The 26,797-nt window shown below is 68.2% G+C and carries 23 protein-coding genes; 6 read left to right on the forward strand and 17 right to left on the reverse strand.

All coding sequences use genetic code 11. From position 1 onward, the window contains the following. Window positions 1-31: 31 nt before the first annotated feature. Together AUL36_RS05545 and AUL36_RS05550 are read right to left on the reverse strand one after the other, a co-directional pair. Window positions 32-3,217, reverse strand: a complete 3,186-nt coding sequence (locus tag AUL36_RS05545; protein WP_306302824.1) for an efflux RND transporter permease subunit — start codon at window positions 3,215-3,217, stop codon at window positions 32-34. Next, window positions 3,214-4,392, reverse strand: coding sequence for an efflux RND transporter periplasmic adaptor subunit (locus AUL36_RS05550; RefSeq protein ID WP_058599693.1), 1,179 nt, complete (start codon window positions 4,390-4,392; stop codon window positions 3,214-3,216). The genes AUL36_RS05545 and AUL36_RS05550 overlap by 4 nt, the downstream gene beginning before the upstream one ends. Before the next feature lie 523 nt (window positions 4,393-4,915). Here AUL36_RS05550 and AUL36_RS05555 point away from each other — a divergent pair. Both AUL36_RS05555 and AUL36_RS05560 read left to right on the forward strand, forming a co-directional pair. Continuing rightward, window positions 4,916-5,533, forward strand: a complete 618-nt coding sequence (locus AUL36_RS05555) for a ParB-like protein (protein WP_062218794.1) — start codon at window positions 4,916-4,918, stop codon at window positions 5,531-5,533. After that, a complete protein-coding gene (locus AUL36_RS05560; RefSeq protein ID WP_280137979.1) occupies window positions 5,530-7,437 on the forward strand; it encodes a potassium transporter Kup in 1,908 nt (635 codons plus the stop codon). The genes AUL36_RS05555 and AUL36_RS05560 overlap by 4 nt, the downstream gene beginning before the upstream one ends. A 338-nt stretch (window positions 7,438-7,775) precedes the next feature. On the opposite strand, the gene AUL36_RS05565 is transcribed toward AUL36_RS05560, so the two are convergent. The 13 genes from AUL36_RS05565 to AUL36_RS05625 all read right to left on the reverse strand — a co-directional run bounded on the left by AUL36_RS05565 (window position 7,776) and on the right by AUL36_RS05625 (window position 21,768). Further along, window positions 7,776-8,480, reverse strand: a complete 705-nt coding sequence (locus tag AUL36_RS05565; RefSeq protein ID WP_062218797.1) for an ABC transporter ATP-binding protein — start codon at window positions 8,478-8,480, stop codon at window positions 7,776-7,778. Continuing rightward, the gene (locus AUL36_RS05570) at window positions 8,473-9,243 is read right to left on the reverse strand and encodes an ABC transporter ATP-binding protein (RefSeq protein ID WP_062218799.1); all 771 of its coding nucleotides are present in this window, start codon (window positions 9,241-9,243) and stop codon (window positions 8,473-8,475) included. Before AUL36_RS05570 ends, AUL36_RS05565 begins: the two co-directional genes overlap by 8 nt. Then, complete coding sequence (locus AUL36_RS05575) at window positions 9,240-10,214, reverse strand: branched-chain amino acid ABC transporter permease (RefSeq protein ID WP_062218837.1); 975 nt, start codon at window positions 10,212-10,214, stop codon at window positions 9,240-9,242. Before AUL36_RS05575 ends, AUL36_RS05570 begins: the two co-directional genes overlap by 4 nt. Before the next feature lie 74 nt (window positions 10,215-10,288). After that, window positions 10,289-11,149 carry a branched-chain amino acid ABC transporter permease gene (locus AUL36_RS05580; RefSeq protein ID WP_058636525.1) on the reverse strand — a complete coding sequence of 287 codons (861 nt, stop codon included), beginning with the start codon at window positions 11,147-11,149 and terminating at the stop codon, window positions 10,289-10,291. 103 nt (window positions 11,150-11,252) lie between these two features. Then, window positions 11,253-12,434 (reverse strand): ABC transporter substrate-binding protein, encoded by a 1,182-nt coding sequence (locus tag AUL36_RS05585; protein ID WP_192843788.1) that lies wholly within the window; start codon window positions 12,432-12,434, stop codon window positions 11,253-11,255. Between the two features lie 81 nt (window positions 12,435-12,515). Then, window positions 12,516-13,274 (reverse strand): GntR family transcriptional regulator, encoded by a 759-nt coding sequence (locus tag AUL36_RS05590; protein ID WP_062218840.1) that lies wholly within the window; start codon window positions 13,272-13,274, stop codon window positions 12,516-12,518. A gap of 5 nt (window positions 13,275-13,279) precedes the next feature. Continuing rightward, on the reverse strand, window positions 13,280-14,257 hold the full coding sequence (locus tag AUL36_RS05595) for a PDR/VanB family oxidoreductase (RefSeq protein ID WP_062218801.1): 978 nt from the start codon (window positions 14,255-14,257) through the stop codon (window positions 13,280-13,282). A 23-nt stretch (window positions 14,258-14,280) separates the two neighbouring features. After that, window positions 14,281-15,354, reverse strand: a complete 1,074-nt coding sequence (locus tag AUL36_RS05600; protein ID WP_062218803.1) for an aromatic ring-hydroxylating dioxygenase subunit alpha — start codon at window positions 15,352-15,354, stop codon at window positions 14,281-14,283. Window positions 15,355-15,532: 178 nt separating this feature from the next. Continuing rightward, window positions 15,533-16,561: an alpha/beta hydrolase gene (locus AUL36_RS05605; protein ID WP_062218805.1), complete on the reverse strand. Its 1,029-nt coding sequence runs from the start codon at window positions 16,559-16,561 to the stop codon at window positions 15,533-15,535. Between the two features lie 102 nt (window positions 16,562-16,663). Next, entirely contained in the window at window positions 16,664-17,839 is a 1,176-nt protein-coding gene (pobA, locus tag AUL36_RS05610; protein WP_062218807.1) for a 4-hydroxybenzoate 3-monooxygenase, read from the reverse strand. A gap of 59 nt (window positions 17,840-17,898) precedes the next feature. Further along, window positions 17,899-19,395, reverse strand: a complete 1,497-nt coding sequence (locus AUL36_RS05615) for an AMP-binding protein (RefSeq protein ID WP_082655621.1) — start codon at window positions 19,393-19,395, stop codon at window positions 17,899-17,901. Between the two features lie 62 nt (window positions 19,396-19,457). Beyond that, complete coding sequence (locus tag AUL36_RS05620) at window positions 19,458-20,297, reverse strand: p-hydroxycinnamoyl CoA hydratase/lyase (RefSeq protein ID WP_062218809.1); 840 nt, start codon at window positions 20,295-20,297, stop codon at window positions 19,458-19,460. Between the two features lie 58 nt (window positions 20,298-20,355). Then, window positions 20,356-21,768 (reverse strand): aldehyde dehydrogenase, encoded by a 1,413-nt coding sequence (locus AUL36_RS05625; RefSeq protein WP_062218811.1) that lies wholly within the window; start codon window positions 21,766-21,768, stop codon window positions 20,356-20,358. Window positions 21,769-21,914: 146 nt separating this feature from the next. Between AUL36_RS05625 and AUL36_RS05630 the strand changes: the two genes are divergently transcribed. Both AUL36_RS05630 and mhpT read left to right on the forward strand, forming a co-directional pair. Further along, complete coding sequence (locus tag AUL36_RS05630; RefSeq protein ID WP_062218813.1) at window positions 21,915-22,367, forward strand: MarR family winged helix-turn-helix transcriptional regulator; 453 nt, start codon at window positions 21,915-21,917, stop codon at window positions 22,365-22,367. Window positions 22,368-22,533: 166 nt separating this feature from the next. Next, window positions 22,534-23,742: a 3-(3-hydroxy-phenyl)propionate transporter MhpT gene (gene mhpT / locus AUL36_RS05635; protein WP_244497043.1), complete on the forward strand. Its 1,209-nt coding sequence runs from the start codon at window positions 22,534-22,536 to the stop codon at window positions 23,740-23,742. Between the two features lie 95 nt (window positions 23,743-23,837). Here mhpT and AUL36_RS05640 read toward each other — a convergent pair whose 3' ends face one another. Next, entirely contained in the window at window positions 23,838-24,692 is an 855-nt protein-coding gene (locus AUL36_RS05640) for a D-amino-acid transaminase (protein ID WP_062218816.1), read from the reverse strand. Between the two features lie 24 nt (window positions 24,693-24,716). Continuing rightward, window positions 24,717-25,490, reverse strand: a complete 774-nt coding sequence (locus AUL36_RS05645) for a 5-oxoprolinase subunit PxpA (RefSeq protein ID WP_062218845.1) — start codon at window positions 25,488-25,490, stop codon at window positions 24,717-24,719. A 145-nt stretch (window positions 25,491-25,635) separates the two neighbouring features. Between AUL36_RS05645 and pxpB the strand changes: the two genes are divergently transcribed. Together pxpB and AUL36_RS05655 are read left to right on the forward strand one after the other, a co-directional pair. Further along, window positions 25,636-26,358, forward strand: coding sequence for a 5-oxoprolinase subunit PxpB (pxpB, locus tag AUL36_RS05650; protein WP_062218818.1), 723 nt, complete (start codon window positions 25,636-25,638; stop codon window positions 26,356-26,358). Beyond that, the coding region (locus tag AUL36_RS05655; protein WP_192843789.1) for a biotin-dependent carboxyltransferase family protein at window positions 26,355-26,797 on the forward strand (443 nt) is incomplete at its 3' end. The genes pxpB and AUL36_RS05655, both read left to right, overlap by 4 nt.

Below are 26,797 nucleotides of genomic sequence, written 5' to 3' on the forward strand. Positions count from 1 at the left end.
CGTTTCGCGTCAGCCGAGGCACGACATCCGTTCAAGCGTGCTCCGCCGTCCCACGCCTGCTGAAAGACAAGCCCTTCATGCGATCCAGCAGGAGATAGATGACCGGCGTCGTGTAGAGCGTCAGCACCTGGCTGACGAGGAGGCCGCCGACGATGGCGTAGCCCAGCGGCTGGCGCAGTTCGGAGCCCGAACCATGGCCGAGCGCCAGCGGGATGCCGCCCAGAAGCGCGGCCATGGTGGTCATCAGGATCGGGCGAAAGCGCAGCCGGGCGGCTTCCACGATCGCCTCATCGGGGGTCTTACCGGCCTTCTCTTCCTGAATGGCGAAGTCCACCAGCATGATGCCGTTCTTCTTCACGATGCCGATCAGAAGAATGACGCCGATCATCGCGACCAGCCCGAAGTCGAAACCCGCCCATCGCAGCGCCAGAAGAGCACCGAGCCCGGCGGGCGGCAGCGTCGAGAGAATGGTCAGCGGATGGATCAGGCTCTCGTAGAGAACGCCGAGAATGATGTAGACGACGACCAGCGAGGCGAGGATCAGGAGCGGCACGGTGGACAGCGAGTCCTGAAAGGCGCGCGCGCTGCCCGAGAAGCTCGTTTGCAGCGAAGCGGGAGGATGAAGCGCGGCCACCGCGTCTTCGATCGCGCGCGTGCCATCCCCCAGCGCGACATTGGGCGCGAGGTTGAAGGAGATCGTCACCGCCGGGGACTGGCCCTGATGGGAGATCGACACGGGCGACACGCTGTCGGTGGTCCAGCGCGCGACGGCCGACAAGGGAACGAGCGTTCCGTTGGAGGCCCGAACCGACAGGCGGTCCAGCGTGCTGATCTGGCTCTGGAGATCGGGCAGCACTTCGAGCACGACATGGAACGTGTCGGTCTGGGTGGAATAGGAGGCGACCTGCCGCTGGCCGAAGGCGTCGTAGAGCGTCTGGTCGATCGCGGCCGGCATGACGCCGTAAAGCGTCGCCGCCGCGCGGTCGATCCGGATCGACAGGGTGGGCGCTTCGGCCTGCCGGTCGCTGCCGACGTCGCGCAGATCCGGCAGGGCGCGCAGGGCCTGTGTCACCTTGTCGGACCAGTCCGACAATTCGTCGATGCTCCCGTCCTGCAACGTGTATTGATACTGCGTCTTGGCGGGGCGGGCGCCGATATTGATGTCCTGCGCCGACTGCATGAAGAGCTTGATGCCCTGCTGGGCGTCGAGCGCCGTGCCCAGGCGCTCGATCACCTCGCGCGCGCTCGCATCGCGCTCGGCCAGCGGCTTCAGCGTGATGTTGACATGGCCCTGGTTGAGCGCGTTGCCGCCATTGCCGCCGCCGATATCCATGAAAACGCTGTAGACGGCGGGATCGCGCAGGATGATCTCGCTGACGCGCTCCTGCAATTTGGCCATTTCGGAAAAGGAAATATCCGGCGAAGCCTGCGACAGGCCGGCGATGAAGCCGGTGTCCTGCTCCGGGAAGAAGCCCTTGGGCGCTTGGTAGAAGAGATAGCCGGTGAGACCGACGGTGCCCAGAAAGGCCAGAAGCGTCAGACCCTTGTGGCGCAGAACCGGCTGGAGGCTCGCGATATAGAGCGCCGTCAGCCGCTCGAAGAAGGCCTCCCCCGCCCGGTAGAACCAGCCGCGCTTCTCATTGGGCACATTGCGCACGAAACGCGAGGCGAGCATGGGCGTCAGCGTCAGCGAGACGAAGGCCGACAGGACGATGGTAAGCGTCAGCGTCAGCGCGAATTCGCGGAACAGGCGTCCGACGATGCCGCCCATCATGAGGATCGGGATCAACACGGCGATCAGGGACAGGCTGATCGAGACGATGGTGAAGCCGATCTCGCCCGCGCCCTGCCGCGCGGCCGCCAGCGGCTCCATCCCGTCCTCGATATGGCGCGAGATGTTTTCCAGCATGACGATCGCATCGTCCACCACGAAGCCGACCGCGACCACCAGCGCCATGAGCGACAGATTATCGAGGCTGAAGCCGAGCACCCACATGGGCGCGAGCGCGCCCAAAAGCGCGATCGGCAGCGTGATGGCGGGAATGATCGTGGCGCGCAGATTGCGCAGAAACAGAAAGATCACGAGCACGACGAGACCGATCGTCAGCCCGAGCGTGAACTGAACGTCCGAAACCGAGGCGCGGATCGTGGAGGTCCGGTCGGTGACGAGTTCGAGATGGATCGATTTCGGCAGCGAGGCCTGGAGGGCGGGCAGCTGCGTCTTGATCGCGTCCACCACCTTGATGACATTGGCTCCCGGCTGGCGGAACACATCGAGCGCGATGCCGCGCTGGCCGTTGGTCCAATGCGCCATCTTGGTGTTTTCGGCGCCGTCCACGGCGCGGCCGATGTCGCGGATGCGCACCGGGCCGCCGTTTCGATAGGCGATCACGGCGTCGTTCCAGGTCGAGGCCGAGGTGATCTGGTCGTTGGTCAGGATCGGGAAGGTGCGTGTGGGATCGTCGATATTGCCCTTGGGCGCGCTGAGGCTGAGATCGGAGATCGCGCTGCGCACGTCCTCCAGCGTCACGCCGGCTTGCGCGAGGCGGCCGGGATCGACCGCGATGCGGATGGCCGGGCGCTGGCGGCCGCCGATATTGACATAGGCGACGCCCGATACCTGACCGATCTTGGCCGCGACATTGCGCTCGATATATTCGTCGAGCTGCGGCAGGGTCAGCGTGTCGGAACTCGCCGAAAGCTGCATCACCGGCGCGTCCGCCGGGTTCACCTTATGTACCGTCGGCAGCGAGGGCATGTCCTTCGGCAATTGGCCGGAGGCTTCGCTGAGCGCCGTCTGCACGTCGCTCGCCGCCGTCTGGATGTCCTCGTCCAGCGCGAACTGCACCGTGATGGATGAGGTGCCGAGCGAACTGTTCGAGGTCAGTTCGGTGATGCCGCTGACCTTGGACAGCGCCTCCTCGATCGGCTGCGCGACGCTGGCGGCCATGGTCTCGGGCGAGCCGCCGGGCAGGCTGGCTTCCAGCTGGATCGTCGGAAAGTCGATCTGCGGCAGGGCCGACACGGGCAGGAAGGGATAGGAGATCGCGCCCAGAAGCAGGATGCCCGCCATGATGAGGGAGGTTGCGATCGGATGAAAAATGAAGAAATCGAACAGGCTGCCCTTCGCCTTGGCGGGCGGCGGTGCGGTCTCGTTCGCTCCTGGCTCGTTCGCCTGCGGCTTGGCGTGCGGCCCCTTCATCGCGGTGTCGTTCATGGCGCGCTCGTTTCCGCCAGTTCGCCGACGGGCGAACCCGACCAGGGCGTCACGCTGACAGGTGTCCCGTCCGCGATGCGCGACTGGCCATCCATGACGACCTGCTCGCCCGCCTCGATCCCCTTGGTCACCAGCGCACGAGCATCAGTGACGTAGGCCACCGTCACCGCGCGGCGAGCGACCTTGCCGTCCCCTTGCACGATATAGGCGTAGAGCCCGTTCGGACCGCGCGCCAGCGCCTTGTCGGGAACCACCACGCCGCGCCGATGCTCTACCGTCAGTCGCGTCGCCACCGGCAGGCCCGGCCAGAGGCGCTCCTGTCCGTTGTCGAATTGCGCGCGCAGGTGGATGGAGCCGTTCTCGGCGTCCACTGCATTGTCCATGATCGTCAGCCGTCCGGTCGCGAGCTTGCGGCTGCCGTCGGTGGTGGACACTTCGACGCTGGCAATGCCCGCCTTCATGGCCTCGCGAATGTCGCCGAACCGATCTCCCGGCGCCACGAAGGAGACGCCGATCGGGTCCATCTGCGTGATGGTGACGATGCCATTGGTGGAATTGGCGTCGATGATCGCGCCGACATCGACCTGCCTGAAGCCCGCGCGGCCGGTGAAGGGCGCGTGCACCGTGGCGAAGCCGAGTTGGGTCTGCGCGTTCTTGATGACGGCATCGTCATATTGGATCGAGGCCGCTAGCTGCTGGTTCGTCGCCCGCTTCTGTTCGAGGGTCGAGGCCGAGGCGACGCCCTTTTCCGCAAGGCTGGCATAGCGCTCGACATCGGCCTTGGCATTGGCGACCTGCGCTTCGTCCTGGGCCTTGCGAGCCTCGGCGGAGGCCAGATCGGCGCGCAGCTGCGTGTCGTCGAGTTTCAGAAGAACGGCGTCCTTCTCCACCGTCTCGCCCTCGGTGAAGGGAATGGCGATGACCTGCCCCCCCATGCGCGGGCGAACGGTGACGGATTGAAGCGGCGCCACCGTCCCGATCCCGTCGATCACCCGGTCGAGTTCGTCGCTCACCGCCGCGATGGCTGTGACCGGCACGGGGCGTTCGGCGTCGGACTGCTGCGCGCCGGAGGCGGCCCGAGCGCCGCCCGCGAACAGGCAAGCTGCCGAGAGGGCACCGACAAGAGCCCCGAGCGCCCTCGGGCTTCTCGTTCGTTCAGGCGGGACAGACAGCATGGCACGAACCCCTCACGGCAAGCTCACGGGAACGTGATGCCCTCGCGATGGTTCAATGGCCAACTCAATAAATGCGTCGGTCGGAACCCGTGCCCGTTTTTGAAATCTGCGGCTCCAAGGTGAGAGGTCGGCCCGGTCCAAGCCTCCGTTCCCGCACACCGCCTGGCGAGCCGTGTCCGACATTCGTGCACTCGCCTCGTACCCTGACCCCTTCGGGAGAAGGTCGGACCCATCAGGCCCGTTCGGCATGCCGAATGGCCTCCTCGCAGTCCGGTGGCGGATGCCGTGCATCTCAGCTCCCCTTCCCACTCGGCTTCGCGGCCACGGCGTGTAGCGCCTGCGTCACAGCGGATCGACGCGCTCTGCCGCACGCGCGAAGTCGGGGCGTCCAGGGCTGGTCGGTCGGCGCGGCGGCGCTACGATCATCGCCGGCGCATTCGCATGTGCCGCGCGGCGGGATGGCGAACACCGGGGCGGTTCGACCCCAGACATGCAGTTCCAATCTATCAGTGAAAGGCCGTCCATGCCGACCCACGTGCCGATCGGGTTCAAGCTCGAGGATTTGCGACCGACCCAGATGACGGTCGGCTTGCGGGAGGTCGAAGCGAAGCGGCGCCACTGGCGCGATGCCGACGACACGGAGCGGACCCTTCTCCTGCGCCGCCACGTGATCCCGGCCGTGATCGGCCCCAAGCAGCGGGCCTATATCGTCGATCACCACCATTTCGCCCGCGCCCTTCTGGAGGAAGATGCCGGTCCCGTCGGCCTTTACGTCCTGGCCGATCTGTCCGATCTGCCCAAGGGCGAGTTCTGGTGCTTTCTCGACAACAGCCACTGGTGCCACGCCTACGACGCGTCGGGCACGCGGTGCGATCTCGCCGACATTCCCAAACATCTGTCCGACCTCGCGGACGATCCCTATCGCAGCCTTGTCGGCGCTCTCATCCGGCGGGGCGGCTGCGCCAAGAGCGACAAGCCGTTTTCCGAGTTTCTCTGGGCCGATCATCTGCGCAGGCGGATCGACGAAACGCTGGTCGAGCAGGATTTCGACGCGGCCGTGGAAAAGGCCCTGTCTCTGGCGCGAGCGAGGGAAGCGCGCTCGCTGCCCGGATGGTGCGCGGCAGGAGGCGACGGGCTGTGAGCCGCGCAGAGGCAACGAGCACCGCGCCCGCCACACCCCGGACGGGGCCCGCCCTCAAAACGCACCTCGCCCTCGCACTCGCCGCGCTCGGCATCGTCTATGGCGACATCGGCACCAGCCCGCTCTATGCCTTCAAGGTCGCGGTGGGGGCTGCGGGCGGCGGCGCCCATGCTGCGATCGGCATCGCATCGCTGATCATCTGGTCGCTCCTTCTGGTGGTTTCGCTCAAATACGCCCTGCTCATCATGCGCGCCGACAATCGCGGCGAAGGCGGGGTGGTGGCCATGCTGGCCCTCTTGGGCGCCCGGAGCGCGAAGCCGCGCAGCCGCCAGTCGGTGCTTCTGGTGCTCGGGCTGATCGGGGCGGCGCTGCTCTATGGAGACGGCGCGATCACCCCGGCCATCTCGGTGCTCAGCGCCGTGGAAGGGCTGAAGCTCGACGCGCCCTCTCTCGCGCCCCTCGTCCTGCCGCTGACGGTCGCGATCCTGGTGGGTCTGTTTCTGGTTCAGGCAAAGGGAACGGGCTTCATCGGGCGCATCTTCGGCCCGGTCATGCTGGTCTGGTTCCTGCTGATCGCGCTTCTCGGCGTTTCCGGCATCCTGCGTAATCCCGCCGTGCTGGACGCGCTCGACCCGTTGCGGGCCGTCGGCTTCCTCCTGCACGCGCCGCCCGCCATCAGTTTCGCGGTTCTCGGATCGGTGTTTCTGGCGGTCACGGGCGGCGAGGCGATGTATGCCGATATGGGGCATTTCGGCCGGTTTCCGATCCGGCTCGCCTGGTTCGCGGTGGCGTTGCCGGCCCTGGCGCTGAACTATCTCGGGCAAGCGGCTCTGGTCGCGAGCGATCCCTCAGCCCTCGCCAACCCGTTCTACGGCCTGGCCCCCGGTTGGGCCCATTATCCGCTGGTGGCCTTTGCCACCGCCGCCACCGTGATCGCCAGTCAGGCCATCATCTCGGGCGTGTTCTCGCTCACGCAGCAATCGATCCAGCTCGGCTTCCTGCCGCGCCTGTTCATTCGGCACACGGCGGCCGATCAGGCGGGGCAGGTCTATCTGCCGCTCGCCAACTGGCTGCTGGCGGGCGGGACGCTGGCCGCCGTTCTGATCTTCCGATCCTCGGACGCGCTGGCGGGAGCCTATGGCATCGCGGTGTCGGGCCTGATGGCGATCTCGACGTTTCTGGCCGCGCTGATCGCCCTGCGCTGGGGCTACAGCCTCGTTCTGGTCGCGCTGGTGAATGGCGGCTTCTTCCTGATCGACATGGTGTTCTTCTCCTCCAACGCCGTGAAGATCCTGGAAGGGGGTTGGCTTCCGCTCCTGATCGCCGGGCTCGTCGCCTTCATCATGCTGACCTGGCGCGGCGGCGTGGTTCTGGTGGAGCAGGCACGCATTCACCTGCGCGAAGAGGAGCAGGCGTTTCTTACTACGCTGGACCATGCCGTGTCCTGTCGCACAGAGGGCATCGGCGCGTTCTTGAGCGCGGCCAAAACCGGCATTCCCCTGTCGTTAACGCATCACATCCGGCACAACCGAGCGCTGCAGAAGCGCGTTCTTCTCGTGTCCGTCGGCACGCTGGAGAAGCCTCACGTGCGGGCCGACGAGCGCGCGGAGGTGACGCAGATCGGACCCGACATGCACCGCGTCATCTTGCGGTTCGGCTTCATGGAGCGTTTCGACATCCCGGCCGGCCTCCGCAGCACCGGTCTTCTGACACCGGAGGAACTGGACGGCATCAGCTATTATATCGGCCGGGAAACCGTGATCCCCGATCCAAAGCTGAACGGCATGGCGCAGTGGCGCAAGCGCCTCTTCGTCTCCATGCAGCGCAACACGGCCCCCAACGGGAGCTTCTTCTGCATCCCCTCGGCGCAGTTGGTGGAGATCGGGACCGAGGTCAGAATCTGAGGTAGAACGACCGGACCCCCTTCCCTTCCGAGGTTGGAGGTCGGGATGTCCTGAAACGGGTGCTCTGGATTGGGCGGAATCCTGAAAGAGCGGCATGGGCGCGCTCGGTTGGCAGGTCTTGGTCGAACTCGGGGGGAGCGTTGATGACGCCCATCGTCATGCGACCCGTCGAGCTGGCTGGATCGACACAGGCCGGCGCGCAACAGCGATCCTTCACACCCATCTCGACCGTGACCCGTACGTCCATCAGGTTTCGGCCGGGGCGATCCAGAACTGGGCGAGCGGCCCTCGCTCCCCGTCCTGCAAGGGATCGACGTCGCAACTGATCGGGCAAAGCTCTACCGCCCGACGCCCAGATGCCGCTCGAAACGGGATGTGTCGGCCAGAAAGGCGGTGCTCGTCCCTCTCTCCACGATCAGGCCGCGATCGAGCACGATGGCCTGGTCGGCGAGCTTCAGGATACGGCGGGCCTTCTGCTCCACGATGATGGCCGACAGCCCGTCCTCACGCACGATGCGGGACACCGCATGGAGAAGCTCTTCGGCGACGACCGGGGCGAGGCCTTCCAGCGGCTCGTCGAGGAGAAGGAGCTTCGGGTTGACCGCGAGCGCCCGCCCGACCGCCAGCATCTGCTGCTCGCCGCCCGAGAGCTGGTTGCCGAGATTGCTCCGCCGCTCGCGCAGGCGCGGAAACATCGCGTAGATCCGATCGAGGTTCCATGGCCCCGGCCGCGCGACGGCGGTGAGATTTTCCTCGACCGTGAGCGAGCGGAAGATGTTGCGCTCCTGCGGCACCCAGCCGAGGCCGAGCGCGACGCGCGCTTCAGGCGCACGGCGCGTCACGTCCTGTCCGCCGAGATGGATGCGGCCGCCATGGCGCGTGGTGACGCCGACCAGCGTGTTGATCAGCGTCGTCTTGCCCGTGCCGTTGCGCCCGAGCAGAGCCAGAACCTCGCCGGCCTCCATCTTGAAGGACAGGCCGGCCAGAACGCGCGCCTCGCCGTAGCCGGCCTCCAGCCCTTCGACGCGCAGCAATTCAGACATCCTCGCCCTCCCCGAGATAGGCCGTGCGAACGCGCGGATCGGCGGCAATCTCCGCCACCGTGCCCTCGGTCAGGAGCGCGCCCGCGACCAGCACCGAGATGCGGTCGGCGAAGGAGAAGACGAGGTCCATGTCGTGCTCGATGAGAAGGATGGTCACGTCCGCCGGCAAGGCCTTCACGATGGCGAGGATCTCGTGACGCTCCTCTTCCGGCACGCCCGCCGCCGGCTCGTCGAGCAGGAGAACGTGCGGCCGCAGCGCGACGGCGGTGGCGATTTCGAGAAGCCGCTGGCGGCCATAGGCAAGATCGCCCGTCCGCCGCCCGGCGACGTCCGACAGGAGGAAGCGGTCGAGGAGTTCGGCCGCCTCGCGCGTCGCCGCCGCGTCGGCCCCGAGGCGCGGCCACCAGCGCCCGCCCCCGCCATCGCGCTCGGAAATGGCGAGGCTCAAGGTTTCGAGCGGCGTCAGGTCGGCGAAAAGCTGGTTGATCTGAAAGGTGCGCGCGAGCCCGCGCCGCACGCGGCCGTCCTGGCGCAGATGCGTGATGTCCTCGCCGTCCAGCCGGATCGACCCGGCGCTCGGCGACAGAACGCCGGTGAGAAGGTTGATCAGCGTCGTCTTGCCCGCGCCATTCGGCCCGATCAGCGCCTGGCGCGCGCCGCGCTTGAGCGTGAGGGAGACGTCGCTCGTCGCCACGAGCCCGCCGAAGCGTTTCTGCAGGCCGGTCGTTTCGAGCGCGGGGGGAGGAAGCGTCGCGGCGCTCATGGCGTCCTCCCGCGAACCATCGCGCCGAGCCGTTGCACCAAGCGGCGCGGGGCCTGCGTCAGTCGCTCGCGGCCGAAAAGGACGATGGCGACGAGGATGAAGCCGATCCAGAACTGCCAATATTGCGGCGTGATGCCTGACAGCCATTCCTGCAGCACGCGGAAGATCGCCGCGCCGATCACCCCGCCATAGAGATATCCGGCTCCGCCGAGAACGAGCACGAGCAGCGCGTCGGCCGAGCGGTGGAGGGCGAGAACGTCGAGCGAGACGAACTGCGTCGTCTGCGCCAGAAGCGCCCCGGCGACGCCTGCGTAAGCTGCCGCCAGCGTATAGACCGCGACCAGCCGGCGTCGAGGAGCCATGCCGAGGGCCGCCGCGCGCAACGGGTTGTTGCGGATGGCGATCAGTGAAAGGCCGAAGGGCGAATGCACGACGCGGCGTGCCACGAGAAACAGCACGAAGAGGACACCGAGGCTATAGGCATAGGCGACCTGCCCCCAGAGATCGAACTCGAAGAGGCCGAGCACCGGCAGCATGGTGATGCCGAGAAGCCCGTCCGCCCCGCCCGTGACCCCGGCGAAGCGATTGGCTGCCTCGAACAGCATGAGTGCGAGGCCAAGGGTGATCATCAGACGCGTGAGGTCGGAGCCGCGCAGGACGAGGAAGCTCGTGGCGAAGCCGAGGAGCCCCGACGCCGCCCCCGCGACGAGGAGCCCCGTCACCGGCTCGCCATAGACGTCGCGCGCGAAGAGGCCCGCCGCATAGGCGCCGAAGCCGAAGAAGGCGGCATGGCCGAGCGAGACGATGCCGGCATAGCCGAGGATGAGGTCGAGCGAGAGGGCGAAGAGCGCGAGGATCGCGATCTCGTTGAGGAGGAGGAGATAGTCCGGCGCGGCGACGAGGCTGGCGGCCGCTGCCGCCCAGAAGACGATCTCGCCGAGGCCCCAGCGGCTGCGCCGGCGCAGGAGCATGGAGGCTGCCGAGGCGTGGCCTTGCGCGCCCGCGAGCGGCAGGGGCACGGGCGGCGCGCTGCGATCCACCGCGCTCATCGCCCGCCCTCCCGCGACACGAGCCCGTAGGGCCGCCAAAGGAGAAGCGCGACGGTCACGGCATAGACGGTGAAGGCGCCGAACTCGGGCACGTAATATTTGCCCGCGACATCCGCGATGCCGAGGATCAGCGCGGCGAGAAAGGGGCCGGTCATGGAGCTTGTGCCGCCCACCGTCACCACGACCAGGAAGTAGATCATGAACTTCAGGGGAAAGGTGGGGTCGAGACCGAGGATTTCGCCACCCAATGCGCCGCCGAGGCCCGCGAGCCCGGAGCCGACCGCGAAGGTGGCGGAGAAGACGAGATTGACGGGAATGCCGAGCCCGCGCGCCACGCGCCCGTCATCGACCGCCGCGCGCAGCCGGCTGCCGAAGCGGGTGCGCGACAGCGTCCATTGCAGCGCGATCGTCAGCGCGGCGCAGACGAGGATGATGAAGAGGCGATAGACGCCGATCTGCACGCCCCCCAGCTCGAACCGCCCGCGCAGGAAGTCCGGCAGGAGGATGATCTGCTGGCTGGAGCCCATGAGATAGTCCACCGCCGCGATCGACATGAAGATGATGCCCAGCGAGAACAGGACCTGATCGAGATGGCTGGCACCATAGAGCCGCCGATAGAGCGTGCGCTCCAGAACCGCGCCGATCGCCGCGCTCGCCAGGAACGCGAGCGGCAGGCACAGGAGGAAGGGCACGCCGGTGCGCTGCGTCAGCACCACCGTGACGTAGCCGCCCGCCATGGCGAAGGCGCCGTGCGCGAGGTTGACGAAGTTCATCAGGCCGAGCGTCACCGACAGGCCGCAGGCGAGAATGAAGAGCAGCATCCCATAGGCGATGCCGTCGAACAGGATGGTCAGCATGGCGGCTCCGGTTGGCCGGGACAGGCGACGGGGCGGCCCCGTGCGGGCCGCTCCCTTCGGGCGGATCGGGGCGGCGCGCTTCGGCCCGCCCCGCGAAGGTGCCCTACTTCTTGGCCGCCTTGACCGGGTCCTTCACCGCCTCGACCTCGTCGAACTCGACGTTCCAGAGCTGGCCGTCCTGTTCCTTCACCTCGCGGAAATAGACGGTCTGAACGATGTCGCGCGTGTCGGGGTCGATGGAGACGGGGCCGCGCACGCTGGTCCAGCTGAGGCCCTTCATCGCGTTCACCAGCGCCTCGCCCTTGGCGTCGCCGCCCGTCTTCTTCAACGCCTCGTAGACGAGGGCCATGCCGTTATAGCCCCCGACGGCCATGAAATTGGGCCTCATTCCCCCGTTCGCGGCCTCGAACGCCCTCACGAAAGCCTTGTTCTCCGGGGAGTCGTGGGCGGCGGAATAATGATGGGTGGTGATGGTGCCAAGCGCGGCCTTGCCCATCTTGTTCAAGAGGTCGTCGTCGGTCACGTCGCCGGTCGCGATCAGGCGGATGCCGGCCTGGGCGAGGCCGCGATCGTCGAACTGCTTCATCAGGGCCGAGCCGACGCCGGACGGCACGAAGGAGAACACGGCGTCGGGCTTCGCGTCGCGCACGCGCTGGAGGAAGGGCGCGAAGTCCGGGTTGGCGAGCGGCACGCGGATCGATTCCACGATCTGCCCGCCCGCCTTGGTGAAGGTGTCGGAGAAGGCCTTCTCGGCGTCGAGGCCGGGCGCGTAATCGGCAACCAGCGTCACGACCTTTTCGATCTTGTTGTCCTTGGCCCATTTGGCCAGCGGCTCCGTCACCTGCGGCAGGGTGAAGGAAGAGCGCACGATGAAAGGCGACTTCTCGGTGATCACCGAAGTGCCCGCCGCCATGACGATCATCGGCACCTTGCCTTGGGTCGCGAGCGGCGCGGCCGCCATGGCGAGCGGCGTGTGGCCGAAGCCCGCGAGCACCTGCACCTTCTCGCGCGTCACCAGCTCCTGCGCGATACGGCGCGTCTGCTCGGCATTGGCCGTGTCGTCGCGCAGGATCAGCTCGATCTTGTGGCCCGCCACCTCGTCGCCATGCTCAGCCATATAGAGTTTGGCGCCGGCCTCCACCTGCCGCCCCGTCGAGGCGAAGGGGCCGGTCATCGGCAGGATCAGCCCGACCTTCACGGCATCGGCGGCAAGCGCCGCGCCAGCCGGCAGCATCAGCGCGGCCGAGATCAGAAGCGTCTTCAGGACTTGGCGGCGTTTCATCATGATGGGTTTCCTCCCCCTTTTGTCGTCGTATCGTGGCAAGCGACCGCGCCGGGCCTCCCCGCCCTTCGCGCGCCGGTGTCGTCAGCTGTCCGGCGGCCTGAGCCGGATCAGCGAAGCCCCTTTCACGAGGCCGAGCGCCCGGCGGTTTTCCAGCGCCAGCCGCAGGTTGCGGATGGCGAGCTTGGCGTGTTCGCGCATCAGGCTTTCGGCCCGCGCGCCTTCGCGGTGCTCGATCGCCTCGATCACGGCGCGGTGCTGCTCCTGCGCCAGCGTCAGGATGGTGCGCGCCTCGGACAGCTGCGACTGCGCCATGACGAAGGCCGAGGGCGAGGCGAAGGGAATGGCGGTCGCCCGCTCCATCTGGCGGGCGAGCGTCGGCGACTGCGCGAGGTCCAGAAGCAGCGCATGGAAGCGCGCGTTCAGCGGCACATAGTCCTGGAACCCGTCGCCGGGCAGCCGATCCTCCGCCATCAGCGCGTCGATCTCGGCCAGACACGCGCGCGCTTGCGTCAGAAGCTCGGGCGACGCGCCCCGCTCGGCGGCGAGCCGCGCGCCCGTGCCTTCCAAGACGCCGCGAATTTCGATCGCGTCGAGAATGTCCGCTTCGGTGAAGGCGCGCACGGCGTAGCCGCCGGTGGGAAGCGCCTCCAGAAGCCCCTCCTCCTCCAGCCGCATCAGGGCGGCGCGGATGGGCGTGCGCGACAGGCCGATGCGTCTGGCCATGGACGGCTCGGAGATGCGCTCGCCCGGCTGCAGCGCCCCCTCCAGCACCGCCTCGCGCAGCGCGAGGAGCGCACGCACGGTCTGCGACAGCGACGGCTCGGCTCCCTCGTCGGCCAGAGCGCTCATTCGAAGCGGTCGGGCGTGTCGAGGACGATGTCGCCCCGCACCACGCGGGAGACGCAGGTGCAGAGCTTGGCATTGCCGGCCTTCTCCTCGTCGGAGAAGAACACGTCACGATGATCGACCTCGCCCTCCACCGACACGATGTCGAGCGCGCAGATGCCGCATTCGCCGCGCCGGCAATCGTGGATCATCTCGACGCCCGCCGCCTCCAGCGCCTCCAGCATGGTGCGGTCGCGCGGCACCTCGATGACGCGCCCGAGACGCGGGATCGTGATGCGGAAGGGCTCGGCGGCATGCGCGCCGCTATTGCCGAAAGTCTCGAAGCGCAGTTCCTCTGGCGGGCGTCCGGCGCGCGCCCAGGCCCGGCGCGCGGCCTCCAACATCCCGATCGGCCCGCAGACATAGGCCTCGCCGCCGGGCGGCAGCGTGGCGAAGGCGGCGTCGAGGTCGATCCGCCGGCCTTCCTCGTCGAGATAAAGCTCCAGCCGCTCGCCGATCGCCTCGCGCAACTCGTCCGCCAACACGGCGTCCGCCCGGCTGCGCGCGGCGTAGAGCAGGCGGAACGCCGCGCCCTTGCGCTGAAGCGCGTGCGCCATGGAGACAAGCGGCGTGATGCCGATGCCCCCGGCCAGAAGCAGGTAGGCGGGCCGGGCGGGCGACAGGGAGAAATGGTTGTGCGGGCCGCTGACGAGGAGGTGCGCGCCGGCCTCCAGCGCGCCCATGTGCCGCGAGCCACCCCGGCTGTCGGGCAGGCGCTTGACGGCGATCCGCCAGACCCCGTCCTCGCAGGGGCCGACCACCGAATAGGAGCGCCGGTCCGGGCGACCGGCGATCTCCAGCGAAAAGCGCAGGTGGCTGCCCGGCGAGGGCGGCGCGAAGCGCCCCGGCGGCGGCTCGATCTCCAGCATCCGCACGTCGGGCGAAAGGTCCCGCACGGCGCGCACCCGCGCGCGCATCCAGTCGTCGATCTCGGCCATGAGCCCTGCCCTCCCCGACCCGGCTATTCCGCCGCTTCCGCCGCCAGCGGTTCGAGCGGCCGCTCGGCCTGCACCATCCGGTCGATCAGCCGGTGCGCCCAGAGCGAGCCCATGTCGATGTTGAGATTGTAGAAGGGGGTGCGCGGATTGTTGTCGATCGCCGCCTGCTGCGCCTCCAGCACGAACACGTCCTGATCGTAGAGGCCGGTGCGCTCCGGATTGGCATGGGCGACGTTGATGCGCTGCGTGAGCGCTTCGTCGTCGGTCGCGAAGCTGCGCACGAAGTTCCAGAAATAGTGGCAGGAGCCGTCGGTCTCAGGCGTGATGGCGGCGAGGAAGAAGCCGTTGACGCCTTGTGAGCGGTCGCCCTCCGGCGCGCCGGTGCCGACGGGCGCGACGCCGACGTCCCCCGCGACGATCGAGGGGGCCTCGAAGTTGATGATTTGCCAGCGATCCACGAGACCGGGCTTGCCGAGATTGCGCGCCCAGAAGGGCGGCGGCTCGATGCCCTTCATCCAGCGCGTGACCACCGCCTTGCGGTCGGTATGGGTCACGTCGAAGGGCGTCTGCGTCACATGCTCGTCGCCGATCGAGCCGGCATGGACATAGGTCTCGTGCGTGAGGTCGAGGAGGTTGTCGATGATGAGGCGATAATTCGCCTTCAAGCCATAATAGGTGCCGCCCGCGCCCACCCAGTCGGTGCCGTCGTTCCAGTGGAAGTCGGGCATCAAGGCGGGGTCGGCAAGCGCCGGGTCGCCCGGCCAGACCCAGAGGAGGCGGTGGCGCTCCACCACGGGATAGCTGCGCACGCGCGCCGAAGGATTGATGGTGCGCTGGGCGGGCATGTGAGTGCAGCGCCCGGTGCCGTCGAAGGCGAGGCCGTGATAGCCGCAGATCACCGTGTCGCCCTCGAGGCGCCCGAGCGACAGCGGCAGGAGCCGATGCCAGCAGGCATCCTCCAGCGCGGCGACTGTGCCGTCCTCCTTGCGGTAGAGGACCATGTCGCGGTTGCAGATCTTGCGCGGCGACAGCGCTCGGCCGACCTCGTGGCCCCAAGCGGCCGCATACCAGGCGTTGAGCGGAAAGGCGGCGTTCATTCCCATCACATCCTCCCAGAACGATGGAACACGACCTGTATACAGATCGGGTAGGCAGTCGGCAAGAACAGTTCTAATCAACCCGAAAATTCCGATGGAACTGTGCAATGTCAGATGAATTCGCGGCGGCCTGTATACAGCGGAGGCGACGGCCGGGACGCCCCGACCGCCGCAGGGCTCAGAGACGCGACGACGCGCCAGACTTGTCCGCCGCGCCCTTGATCGGCTCGCCCAGCGTCTTCTTGAACCAAGCCGTCACACGGTCGATCAGCGCGGGCTGATACCAGGGGAGATCGCCATGCGCGGCACCCTCGACCAGGACATAGTCCACCGGATCGCCGCGCGCACGCAGCGCTTCGAAGAGCTGTTGGCTCTGGATGGGCGAGACGAGCGTGTCGGCGCTGCCGTGCATCAGGAGCATCGGCGGCTTCTTCCCGTCGAGATGGCCCATCGCCCCCGCCGCCAGCGCCTTGGCCGGGTCGCTGGTCACCGGAGCGCCCGGGAATGTGTTGAAGGCCGGGCCGTTGACGAGAAGGGCTTCGGTGACGGCGGGCGAGGCGTGCACCTTATCCCGCTCGGGCGGAAAGCCCTCGCCGATATTGCGCACGTCCGAGATGCCATAGAGCGAAACGGCGGCCTGCACGTCGGACGGCTGATCGAGGAAGTCGCCCGTGTCATAGGCCGTCTCGCCGCCGGTGGTGGCCAGAAGCTCCGCCAGCCAGCCGCCGGCGGAATCGCCGAGGACGCCGATCCGCCGGGGATCGATGCCATAGTCCGCCGCATGGGCTCTGAGGTAGCGCACCGCCGCTTTGCCGTCTTCCAGCGGCGCGGGAAAGACGTTCGGCACCACGCGATATTCGGCCGCCGCCACGACGAAGCCGGCTTCGGCCAGCTTCGAGCGCATTTCGAAGAACTTCTCGTAATCGGCCGTCGTGAAGCCGCCGCCGGGGACATAGAGGATGGCGGGCTTCAGGTCGGGCGTGCGCGGCACGAGCAGGGTCATGCGCATCGCCCGGTTGGCGCGCATCGTGCGCACCTGCGAATAGACGATGCCGCCGATCTCGTCGATCTGCGGACGATCGCCCGTGACGCGGATCACCTCCACGCCATCGGCATAGCCGGGCAAGGCGGTATCGGCGGACGCGGCCAGCGCGGGGTTTGCGGCAAGTCCTAAGCTCAAAGTCATCAGCAGGTGGATCACCTTCATGGTCGCTTGCCTTTCTGGATCGATCGGGGCCGGGCGCGGCCTGTTCGCGAGAAGGCGAGCGGGTTTCGATACCCGGCTGAACCCACGAACCGGCGCGCGGGTTCAGATGAGCGGCAGGCCGACATAGTTTTCGGCGAACGCCGCCTGCGCGCGGGGAGAGGTGCGGAGATAGTCGAGTTCTGCCAGCTGCATCCGTCGCTCGAAGGCGCCCGTCTGCGGGAAACGGTGGGTGAGCGAGGTGAACCACCAGGAGAAGCGCTCGGCCTTCCAGACGCGCGCCAGCGCCCGCGCCGAATAGGCGTCGATCCCCGCCACCGAGCGCTCGCCGTAGAACTCCGCCAGCGCCTCGCCCAGCATCGAAACGTCCGACACCGCGAGATTGAGCCCCTTGGCGCCCGTCGGCGGGACGATATGGGCGGCGTCTCCCGCCAGGAACAGGCGGCCGTGGCGCATGGGCTCGGCGACATAGCTGCGCAGCGGCGCGATGCTCTTCTCGAAGGACGGCCCGCGCTGGAGCCGCGCGCCGAGGCTCGGGCCGAGACGCAGCGCCAGCTCGTCCCAGATCCGTTCGTCCGGCCAATCCTCCAGCCGCTGGTCCATGTCGCACTGGATGTAATAGCGGCTGCGGGTCATGGAGCGCATGGAGGCCAGCGCGAAGCCGCGCTCGTGGCTGGCATAGATCAGTTCCTCGGCCACCGGCGGGCGCTCGGTCAGGATGCCGAGCCAGCCGAACGGATAGACGCGTTCGAAATGGCGCAGGATGTCGGCCGGGATGGCCGCGCGGCAGACGCCGTGAAACCCGTCGCAGCCGACCACGAAGTCGCAATCGAGGCGATGCTCGCCGGCCGGCGTGCGGCAGGTGACGGCGGGCCTGTCCGTTTCGATATCGTGGAGGCGCACCTCGTCGGCCTCGAAGAGGATCGTCAGTCCCCGCGCCTCGGCCGCCTCGAAGAGGTCGTGCGTCACCTCCTGCTGGCCATAGACGGTGACGCAGGCGCCCCCCGAGGCCGCTTCGAGATCGATGCGAAAATCCTCGCCGTCGCTGGAGAGATGCGTGCCGGAATGGCGCAGCCCCTCCCGGCGCAGCCTCTCATCCAATCCGAGCTTGGTGAGGCAGTCCACCGTGCCCTGTTCGAGGACGCCGGCCCGCACCCGGCCTTCGACATAGGCGCGGGTCTGGCGCTCGATCACGACGGCCTCGATGCCGCTGGCATGGAGGAGATGGGCGAGGATCAGACCGGCGGGGCCGGCTCCGACGATGGCGACTTGTGTGCGCATGGTGTCTCCCAACGGGCTGCGGCGGCGCGGTGCGTCTTCGGGCGGGTTCGGCGCGCCGGTCAGGGCACGAGGCTCTCGCGGAGCCGGTTCTTGCGGATCTTGCCCGTCGCGGTGCGGGGCAGCGCGTCCACGATCTGGAACGTCTTGGGCACTTTGAAGCGGGCGAGCCGCTTTTCGCAATGGGCCTTGAGGTCGTCCCCACTGGCCTCGAAGCCCGGCTCCAGGATGACGAAGGCGTGCCCGACCTCGCCCCATCTGGTGTCCGGCACGCCGAGCACGGCGGCGGCGGACACGCCGGGATGCTCGGTAAGGGCGAACTCGACCTCGGCGGGATAGACGTTCTCGCCCCCCGAAATGAACATGTCCTTGCGCCGATCGACGATCGTGACGAAGCCTTGCGCGTCGCGCACCGCGATGTCGCCGGTGCGCAGCCAGCCGTCCGGCGTGAAGGCGCTGGCGCGCTCGGTCGGCCGGTTCCAGTATCCGGGCGTCACGTGAGGCCCTTTGACGATGATTTCGCCGGCCGTTCCATCCGGTACGTCGCGTTCCTCGGCATCGACGATGCGGATGGCGGTCGCCGGCCCAGCCTGCCCGACCGCGCCCGCATGGGCCGAGATCAGCGCGGGGTCGAGCGGCATTCCGAGGATGGTGCCGGCCTCGGTCATGCCGTAGCCGTCCACCATCGCGACGCCCCGGTCCAGCCACCAGCGGATGTTGGCGGGCGGATTCGGCCCGCCGCCGGTGAAGAGCGCCTTGAGCGACCAGCTCTCGGGGGCGAAGCCGTCCGCCTCGCGCAGCGCCGCCGCCATTTGCGGGACGCAGAAGTAATGCGTGATGCCGAGGGACCTGTCGGCGAGCCTCGAATTGGTCGTGGCGGGGTCGAAGCCCGGCGAGACCAGCACCGTGCCGCCCTGGAGCAGCGGCGGCCAAAAGGAGGTGACGAGGCCGATCACGTGGAACATCGGGGACTCGGCGAGAAACACCGAGTCCGACGTGACATGGCCGAGCACGCCGAAATTGACGCCGGTGAAGAACAGCGTCTGCGGCGTCAGGATGACGCCCTTGGGCGTGCCCGACGTGCCCGACGTATAGAGAATGACGCAGGGCTCGCCGGCATCGCGCGCGGGGCCGCGCGGGGCCGGCTCGGCCGCCTCGCAGCGGGCGGCGAAGGCGCCGACCTCCAGCACCCCAGCGCCCTCCGGCGGGGTGAAACCCACGGCCGCCCCGTCCGTGAGGATCAGCGCCGGGGTGCAGTCGGCGAGGATCGCGTCCAGCTCGGCGGGGGCGAGACGCCAATTCAGCGGCGTGAAGATGACGCCCGAGCGCAGACAGGCCTTGAGCGCGATCGCGAGATCGGCCGAGTTGCGGGCGATGGCGGCGAGCCGGTCGCCCGGACGGAGGCCGAGCGCGTCCAGCGCGCCGCAAGCCTTCCCGATCGCCTCGTCCAAGGCCCGATAGGTCCAGCGCCGCCCGGTCGCCAGATCGACCAGGGCGGTCTTCTCCGGGCGCGCCTGCGCGTGCAGGCCCACCGGATCGGGGGCAATCCAGTCTTGCATGATTTGGGTCCTCCCTCCCAGTCGAACCGTCGAAGAGCGAACCGACGAACAGCGAACCGTCGTCAGCCCTGCATCTTGGTCTTGTCGTAGGCGCCCAGACCCGGCTTGTAGGTCTTCTCGTCGATGAACTGGCGGATGCCTTCCTTGCGGCCTTCATTGTCGAAGGAATTGGCGGCCTCCTGCGCGCGCACGAGGTAATCCTCGGCCTCGTCATAGGCCATCACGCCGACGCGGCGCACGGCGTCCTTGGTGGCTTTCAGCGCGACTGGGTTCTTGGCGAGCAGCACCTTGGCCACCTCCGTCACCCGCTCCTTCAGGCGTTCCAGCGGCAGGCTCTCGTTGACGAGACCCCAGGCGGCGGCCTTCTGCCCGTCGATCGGCTCACCCAGCATCGCGTGGTACATGGCCTGCCGGAAGGGCATCAACTCCACGGCGACCTTGGTGGCCCCGCCGCCCGGCAGGATGCCCCAGTTGATCTCCGACAGGCCGAACTTCGCCTCGTCGGCCGCGAAGGCGAGGTCGCAGGCGAAGAGCGGGCCGTAGCCGCCGCCGAAGCACCAGCCATTGACCATGGCGATGGTAGGCTTCTGATACCAACGCAGCCGCCGCCACCAGCCATAGCTCTCGCGCTGGCTCTGGCGCACGCCGGCCAGACCCTTGGCCTCCGTCTCGCGGAAATACTCTTTCAGGTCCATGCCGGCGGTGAAGGCGCTGCCCTCGCCGGTGAGGACGAGAACGCCGACATCCGCCCGGAACTCCAGCTCGTCCAGCACCTCCATCATGCGCCGGTTGAGCGCCGGGCTCATCGCGTTGCGCTTCTCGGGCCGGTTGAAGCGCACCCAGGCGATGCCATCCGTGACTTCGGCGGTAACGATATCGGCGGTGTTCACGGTCTCGCTCATGAGCGTCGTGTCCTTCGTGAATGTCGGGATGCTGGAAAGGAGCGCGCGTTTTGGCTGCTCAGATCGGGAAGTGGCCGGGCTCGGTCTCCACCGTGATCCAGCGCAGCTCGGTGAACTCGGCGATGCCGGCCCGGCCGCCGAAGCGCCCGTAGCCCGACGCCCCGGTGCCGCCGAAGGGCATCTGCGCCTCGTCATGCACCGTCGCGCCGTTCACATGGCAGATGCCGGAGCGGATCTGCCGCGCGACGCGCAGGCCCCGCGCGGCGTCGCGCGTGAAGACGGAGGCCGACAGGCCGTATTCGCTGTCATTGGCGATGCGGATCGCGTCCGCCTCGTCCCGCGCCCGGATCACCGCGACGACCGGGCCGAAGCTTTCCTCGGCATAAAGCCGCATGTCGGAGGTCACACCCGTCACGACATGGGCGGGCACGAGGACGCCCTCCGCCTCCCCGGCCGCGACCACGCTTGCCCCCTTGGACACGGCGTCCTCGACCAGCGCTTTCAGCTTGTCGGCAGTCTTCACGTCCACCACCGCGCCGAGCGGGGTCTTGCCCGCGCTCGGGTTCCCGGCCGCGAGCGTTCGCGCCTTAGCGGTGAACTTGTCGACAAAGGCGTCGGCCACCGCGTCGACCACGATGAGCCGCTCGGTCGACATGCAGATCTGGCCCTGGTTGAAGAAGGCGCCGAAGGCCGCGGCCTTCACGGCCTCGTCGAGATCGGCGTCTTCCAGAACCAGAAGCGGGGCCTTGCCGCCGAGTTCGAGCACGCAAGGCTTGAGGTTTTGCGCCGCCCGCACGGCCACGATGCGCCCGACAGCGGTGGAGCCGGTGAAGTTGACGCGGCGCACGGCCGGATGGTCGATCAGCGCGCCGACGACCTCGCTCGCATCCTCCGGCGCGTTGGTGACGAGTTGCACCAGCCCGTCCGGCAGGCCGGCCTCGGCCAGCGCCTCGACGATCAGCCCATGCGTGCGCGGACACAGCTCGCTCGCCTTGAACACCACGGCATTGCCGCAGGCGAGCGGCGTCGCGAGCGCCCGCACGCCTAGGATCACCGGCGCGTTCCAGGGCGCGATGCCGAGCACGACGCCCGCCGGCTCGCGGATGGCCATGGCGAGGCACCCCGGCTTGTCGGACGGGATGACCTCGCCCGAAACCTGCGTGGTGAGCGAGGCGGCCTCGCGTAGCATGGAGGCGGCGAGCATCACGTTGAAGCGCGCCCAGCCCTCCGTCGCGCCGATCTCGGCCATCATGGCGGCCACGAAGGCGTCGCCCTTTGCGGCGAGCGCGTCGGCGGCCTTCAGGAGCGCGGCGCGGCGCGCGTTCGGCCCAAGCGCGGCCCAGGCGGGCATGGCCTTGGCGGCCATATCGACGGCGGCGCGCGCTTCGTCCGGCGTCTGCGCGGGCGCTTGGCTCGCAACCTCGCCGCTGATCGGATTCATCCGGCGAAACAGGTTTTCGGTGGCACTCATCTGGTCTCCTCCCCAGACATCCGAGGCTCTCGAGGAGATCTCGGACATTGCTATCTAAAATAGCGATTGACTGCTATATTTCATAACGGTATTGATCTGGCAAGAGGTCGTCACGGCTGATTTCGAAAATCGGAGCGGGAGCGGGAATGGGAACGAAGGCCGGCAAGATCGATCTGATGGCGCGTCCCGTGCTGGACGATCTTCTCGGCTATCACCTGCGCCGCGCCTCGATCCTGGATCTGGCGGGCTTTGCGGAGGCGCTGGGCGACGAGATCAAGCCGGTCTCCTTCACGGTGCTCTGCCTGATCGAGGAGACACCGGGCATCACGGCCGCCGAGATCGGGCGTCAGGCGCGGCTCCAGCGGGCCAATCTCGCGCCCATGCTGGCCGAATTCGACGGGCGCGGCCTGATCGAACGGCGCGCCGATGCCGAGGACCAGCGCATCCAGCGCCTGCATCTCAGCCCTTTGGGTGCTCGGGCCGTGGCCGACTGGCGCGAGCGCGCGCTCGCGCAGGAGGAACGCACGTTCGGCGCGCTGACATCGAAGGAGCGCGAGACGCTTCGCGGACTCCTGTCGCGCATCTGGAAAGACGTCTGACGCGAGCGGGCGCGGCCTGACGAGGCCGAGACGCCCAGCCGTCTGAGAAAACGGTTCACGAGGCTCCAGCCCGCCGATGGAGGCGGCATTCGCTTGGGAGCAATGCCGGGAGCGGGCCGAGCGAATGCATGACAGCCGCACAAGCGGCCTCTGGGAGGAGACGATCATGACATCAGCCACTCATGCCCGTGGAGGGACGCGCGCGCTCACGCTCGTGTTTCTCGCCGCGATCATCGAAGGCTTCGACCTTCAGGCCGCGGGCGTCGCCGCGCCCAAGCTGGTGCCCGCCTTCGAGCTGGTGCCCGATCAGATGGGGCTGTTCTTTTCGGCCGCGACCTTCGGCCTCGTCTTCGGCGCGCTCGGCGGCGGGGTGATCGCCGATCGCTGGGGGCGGCGTACGGGCCTTGCGCTGTCGCTTGCCGTGTTCGGCCTGTTCTCGATCGGCACCGCCTTTGCCGGCACGTTCGAACATCTCGTTCTCATGCGCTTCCTGACGGGCGTCGGCCTCGGCGGCGCGCTCCCCAATCTCATCGCCATCGCGGCGGAATCCGTCTCGCCCGAGCGGCGCGGCCGGGCCGTCGCCTTCATGTATGCCGGCGTGCCGCTGGGCGGAGCGCTGGCGAGCCTCGTCGCGATGATGGGCCTGCATGACGACTGGCGGTCGATCTTCGTCGTGGGCGGTATCCTGCCGCTTCTTCTGATCCTTCCGCTCCTGACATGGATGGCGCCGTTCCGCGTGACGCAGACCGGCAAAGGCTCGACCCGCCGACGCGACGTGCTTCTGGCAAGCGGCGCGCTGGCGCAGACGCTGCTGCTCTGGACCGCCTTCTTCTTCGGCCTCGTGGTCGTCTATCTCCTCCTCAACTGGCTGCCGCAGATCCTCGTCTCGCTCGGCTTTACCAGGGACACGGCCTCGCTGGTCCAGATCGTCTTCAATATCGGCGGGTCCTTGGGCGCGATCCTAGGCGGCCGCTTCCTCGACAGCCGACGCCCGGCCCTTTCGGCCGCCCTCTGCTTCGGCGGCCTGATGCTGGCGATCGCGCTTCTCGCCATGGTTCCGGCAGGCAATGTCGCGGCGGCGCTTCTCACCGGGGCCTTTGTCGGCGCGACGCTGATCGGCGTGCAGGCGCTGCTCTACGGCATCGCGCCGCAATGCTACCCGCTCGAAGTGCGCGGCGTCGGCGTCGGACTGGCCGTCTCGGTCGGGCGCTTCGGGTCGATCGCCGGCCCGCTCTTTGCCGGCTGGCTGCTGGCGAGCGGCATGGGCCCGCAGCAACTTCTCTACGCGCTGCTGCCGATCGCCGCGCTCTGCGGAGCAACGACCGTCGCCCTCATCATCAGCCGAGACAAAGTCCCGAGCGCCATCCGGGCCTGAGCCGGGGATCGATCATCTCGGCCTCGGCCGGTCGACGCTCCGAAGCGCGCAAGCGCGGCGAGGATCGGCCGGCCGAATTCACGGCCAGCGTGCATTCAAAGGGCCGTCGCCAGCCGATCCGCGATGTAGAGGTCCCTCAGCCGGGCGGCTATCGGACCGGGGCGGCCGGAGCCGATCGGCGCTTCGTCGATCGACACGACAGGCATGGCGAAATTCGTGGCGGAGGTGATGAAGGCCTCGGCGGCCCCTTTGGCCTCGGCCACGGTGAAGGGCCGCTCCTCCACCGCGATCCCTTCGGAGCGGGCAAGGTCGAGGATGCTGGCCCGGGTGATGCCGTGCAGGATCGCGTTCGACAGGGGCCGCGTGACGAGAACACCATCCTTCGTCACGATATGCGCGGTCGCCGCGCTGCCCTCGGTGACGAACCCATCCTCGACGAGCCAGGCGTCGTCCGCCCCTCGCCGCATCGCCTCCATCTTGGCCATGGAAGGATAGAGGAGTTGGACGGTCTTGATGTCGCGGCGCTCCCAACGCCAGTCCGGCACCGTGGCGATCGACAGGCCCGTTTTCGTGCGCGGATTGTCGAGGACGGGCTTGGCCTGCGTGAACAGAACGAGCGTCGGTTCGGCGCCCTTGGGAAAGGCGAAATCCCGGTCCGCCACGCCGCGCGAGATCTGGAGATAGATCAGCCCTTCTTCGAGCGCGTTGCGCCGAACGATTTCGCGATGGACGGCGAGCAGCGCCTCCTGTGACAAGGGACAGGGGATGGCGAGTTCCTCCAGCGAGCGACGCAACCGCGCGCCGTGGCCGGCATAGTCGATCAGCTTGCCGCCGATCACCGCCGTCACCTCGTAGATCGCATCGGCGAAAAGAAAACCGCGATCGAAGACGGAGACCTTGGCCTCGGTTTCGGGCAGCCAGTCGCCGTTGAGGTAGACCGTGCGTGTCATGATGATCTCCGGGAAGCGCGGGCGTCAGCGGCGCGGAGCGGCGAAGGGGGCGAAGGACAGGCCTTGAGCCGCCAGCGCCGCCCGAAGCGCGCACGCGGTGCCGACCGCGCCCGGCGTGTCGCCATGGATGCAGATCGTGTCGGCCTCGACGGGCAGACGCCCGCCGCCGAGCGTCGGAATGAAGCCTCCCTCGACCATGGCGAGAACCTGATCGACGCTGCGTTCGACCTCATGGATCACCGCCCCCTCGCGCTGGCGCGAGGTGAGCATGCCGGTCTCGTCATAGGTGCGGTCGGCATAGACCTCGCAGGCCGTGCGCAGGCCCGCCTTCTGCGCGGCCTCCATGGTCTTGGAGTAAGGCAGGGTGACGAAGACGAGATCGGGGTCCACGGCCATGATCGCGCGCACGCAGAGCGCTGCGAGCTCGGCGTCTTCGGTGGCCATGTTGCCGAGCGCCCCGTGCGTCTTGACGTGGGTCATCGGCCAGGACAGGGCCGCCGCCATGCCCTGCATGGCCGCAATCTGATAGACGATCTGCGCCTCTAGATCCTCTGGTCGCTCGCCCGCGATGCGCCGGCGTCCGAACCCGTAGAGGTCCATGAAGGAGGGGTGTGCGCCGACCGACACGCCCCGCGCCTTGGCGGACAGGATGGTCCGACGCATCACCGACGGATCGCCCGCATGGAAGCCGCAGGCGACGTTGGCGCTGGTCACGAGGTCGAGCATCGCTTCGTCGTCGCCGATCGTCCATGCGCCGAAGCTCTCGCCCATGTCGCAGTTGAGATCGATCGTGCGCATATCCCAGCCCTGCCCCATCGCCGCGTCCGAAGCTTGCGGCCCAGCATCCTTGCCTCCGACATACGATTGGTATACTGAAAGAGCAAGGGCCAAGCACGGCCCATGGCGGTGGCCGACGGCCGATCAGGGAGACGACGCTCGCGGCATGCCCCACCGATTTCCACGCATCCTGACCTGTGGCGACAGCGCCCTGTCAGTGGAACTTTCGGACACGATCGACGAGGGCGTCAACGCGCGCGTCATCGCGTTGGCCGACAGCCTGGCCGTCGATCCGATCGCGGGCGTCGAGGACGTCGTTCCGACCTATCGCGCGCTTCTCGTCCACTACGATCCGGCGGTGCGACGTGGCGGGGATCTCGCGCCTCTTCTGTTGGATCGCCTTGAAAGGCTCACGGCCGCCCCCGATGGAGGGCGGCAGTTCGAGGTGCCCGTGGTCTACGGTGGCGCGGCGGGGCTCGATCTCGACGATCTCGCCGCGATGAAGGGCATGACGACGGACGCGCTGATCGCCCTGCACGCCAGATCGCACTACCGCGTGCACATGATCGGCTTCGCCCCGGGTTTCGCTTATCTCGGGGGGCTGCCGGAGGCGTTGCACACGCCGCGTCTGTCGGTGCCGCGCCAGCGCGTCGAGGCCGGCTCGATCGGCATCGGCGGGCGGCAGGCCAGCGTGAACTCCGTCGCCGGCCCGAGCGGCTGGCGCTTCATCGGCCGCACGCCGCTGCGCCTCTTCGACCCCACCCGCGCGGAGCCCTGCCTCTTGCGGGCGGGCGACCGCGTCCGCTTTCGCCCCGTCGGGCCGGACGAGGGCGAGGCGCTGGAGCGGGCCGTGGCGAAGGGCGAGCCGATCGCCGGAGTGCCGCTGTGAGCGCGCTCGACATCCTCCAGGTCGGGCCGATGGCCTCGGTCCAAGATCTCGGCCGCAAGGGTTGGCTTCAGGCCGGCGTCTCGGGCGCGGGGCCGATGGACCCGCCGAGCTTTCGCATCGCCAACGCGCTCGTCGGCAACGAGCCGAACGCCGCAGCACTGGAATTTGCCGGGATCGGTGGACGGTTCCAGGTCTCCGGCCCCGTGCGCTTCGCGGTGACGGGCGGCGACATGGACATCCGCAGGGGCGAGGAACGGCTTCACGCCTGGGAAAGCCACGACCTGCATCCCGGCGACGTCCTAACCATCGGAGCCTTGCGCGGCTGCGTCTGGGGCTATCTCGCCCTTTCGGGCGGTATCGACGTTCCCCCCGTCATGGGCTCGCGATCGACCCATCTGCGCAGCGGCATCGGCGGTCACGCCGGGCGCCGGCTCCAGGC

The organism is Aureimonas sp. D3 (genome assembly GCF_001463805.1).
GTDB lineage: Bacteria > Pseudomonadota > Alphaproteobacteria > Rhizobiales > Rhizobiaceae > Aureimonas > Aureimonas ureilytica_A.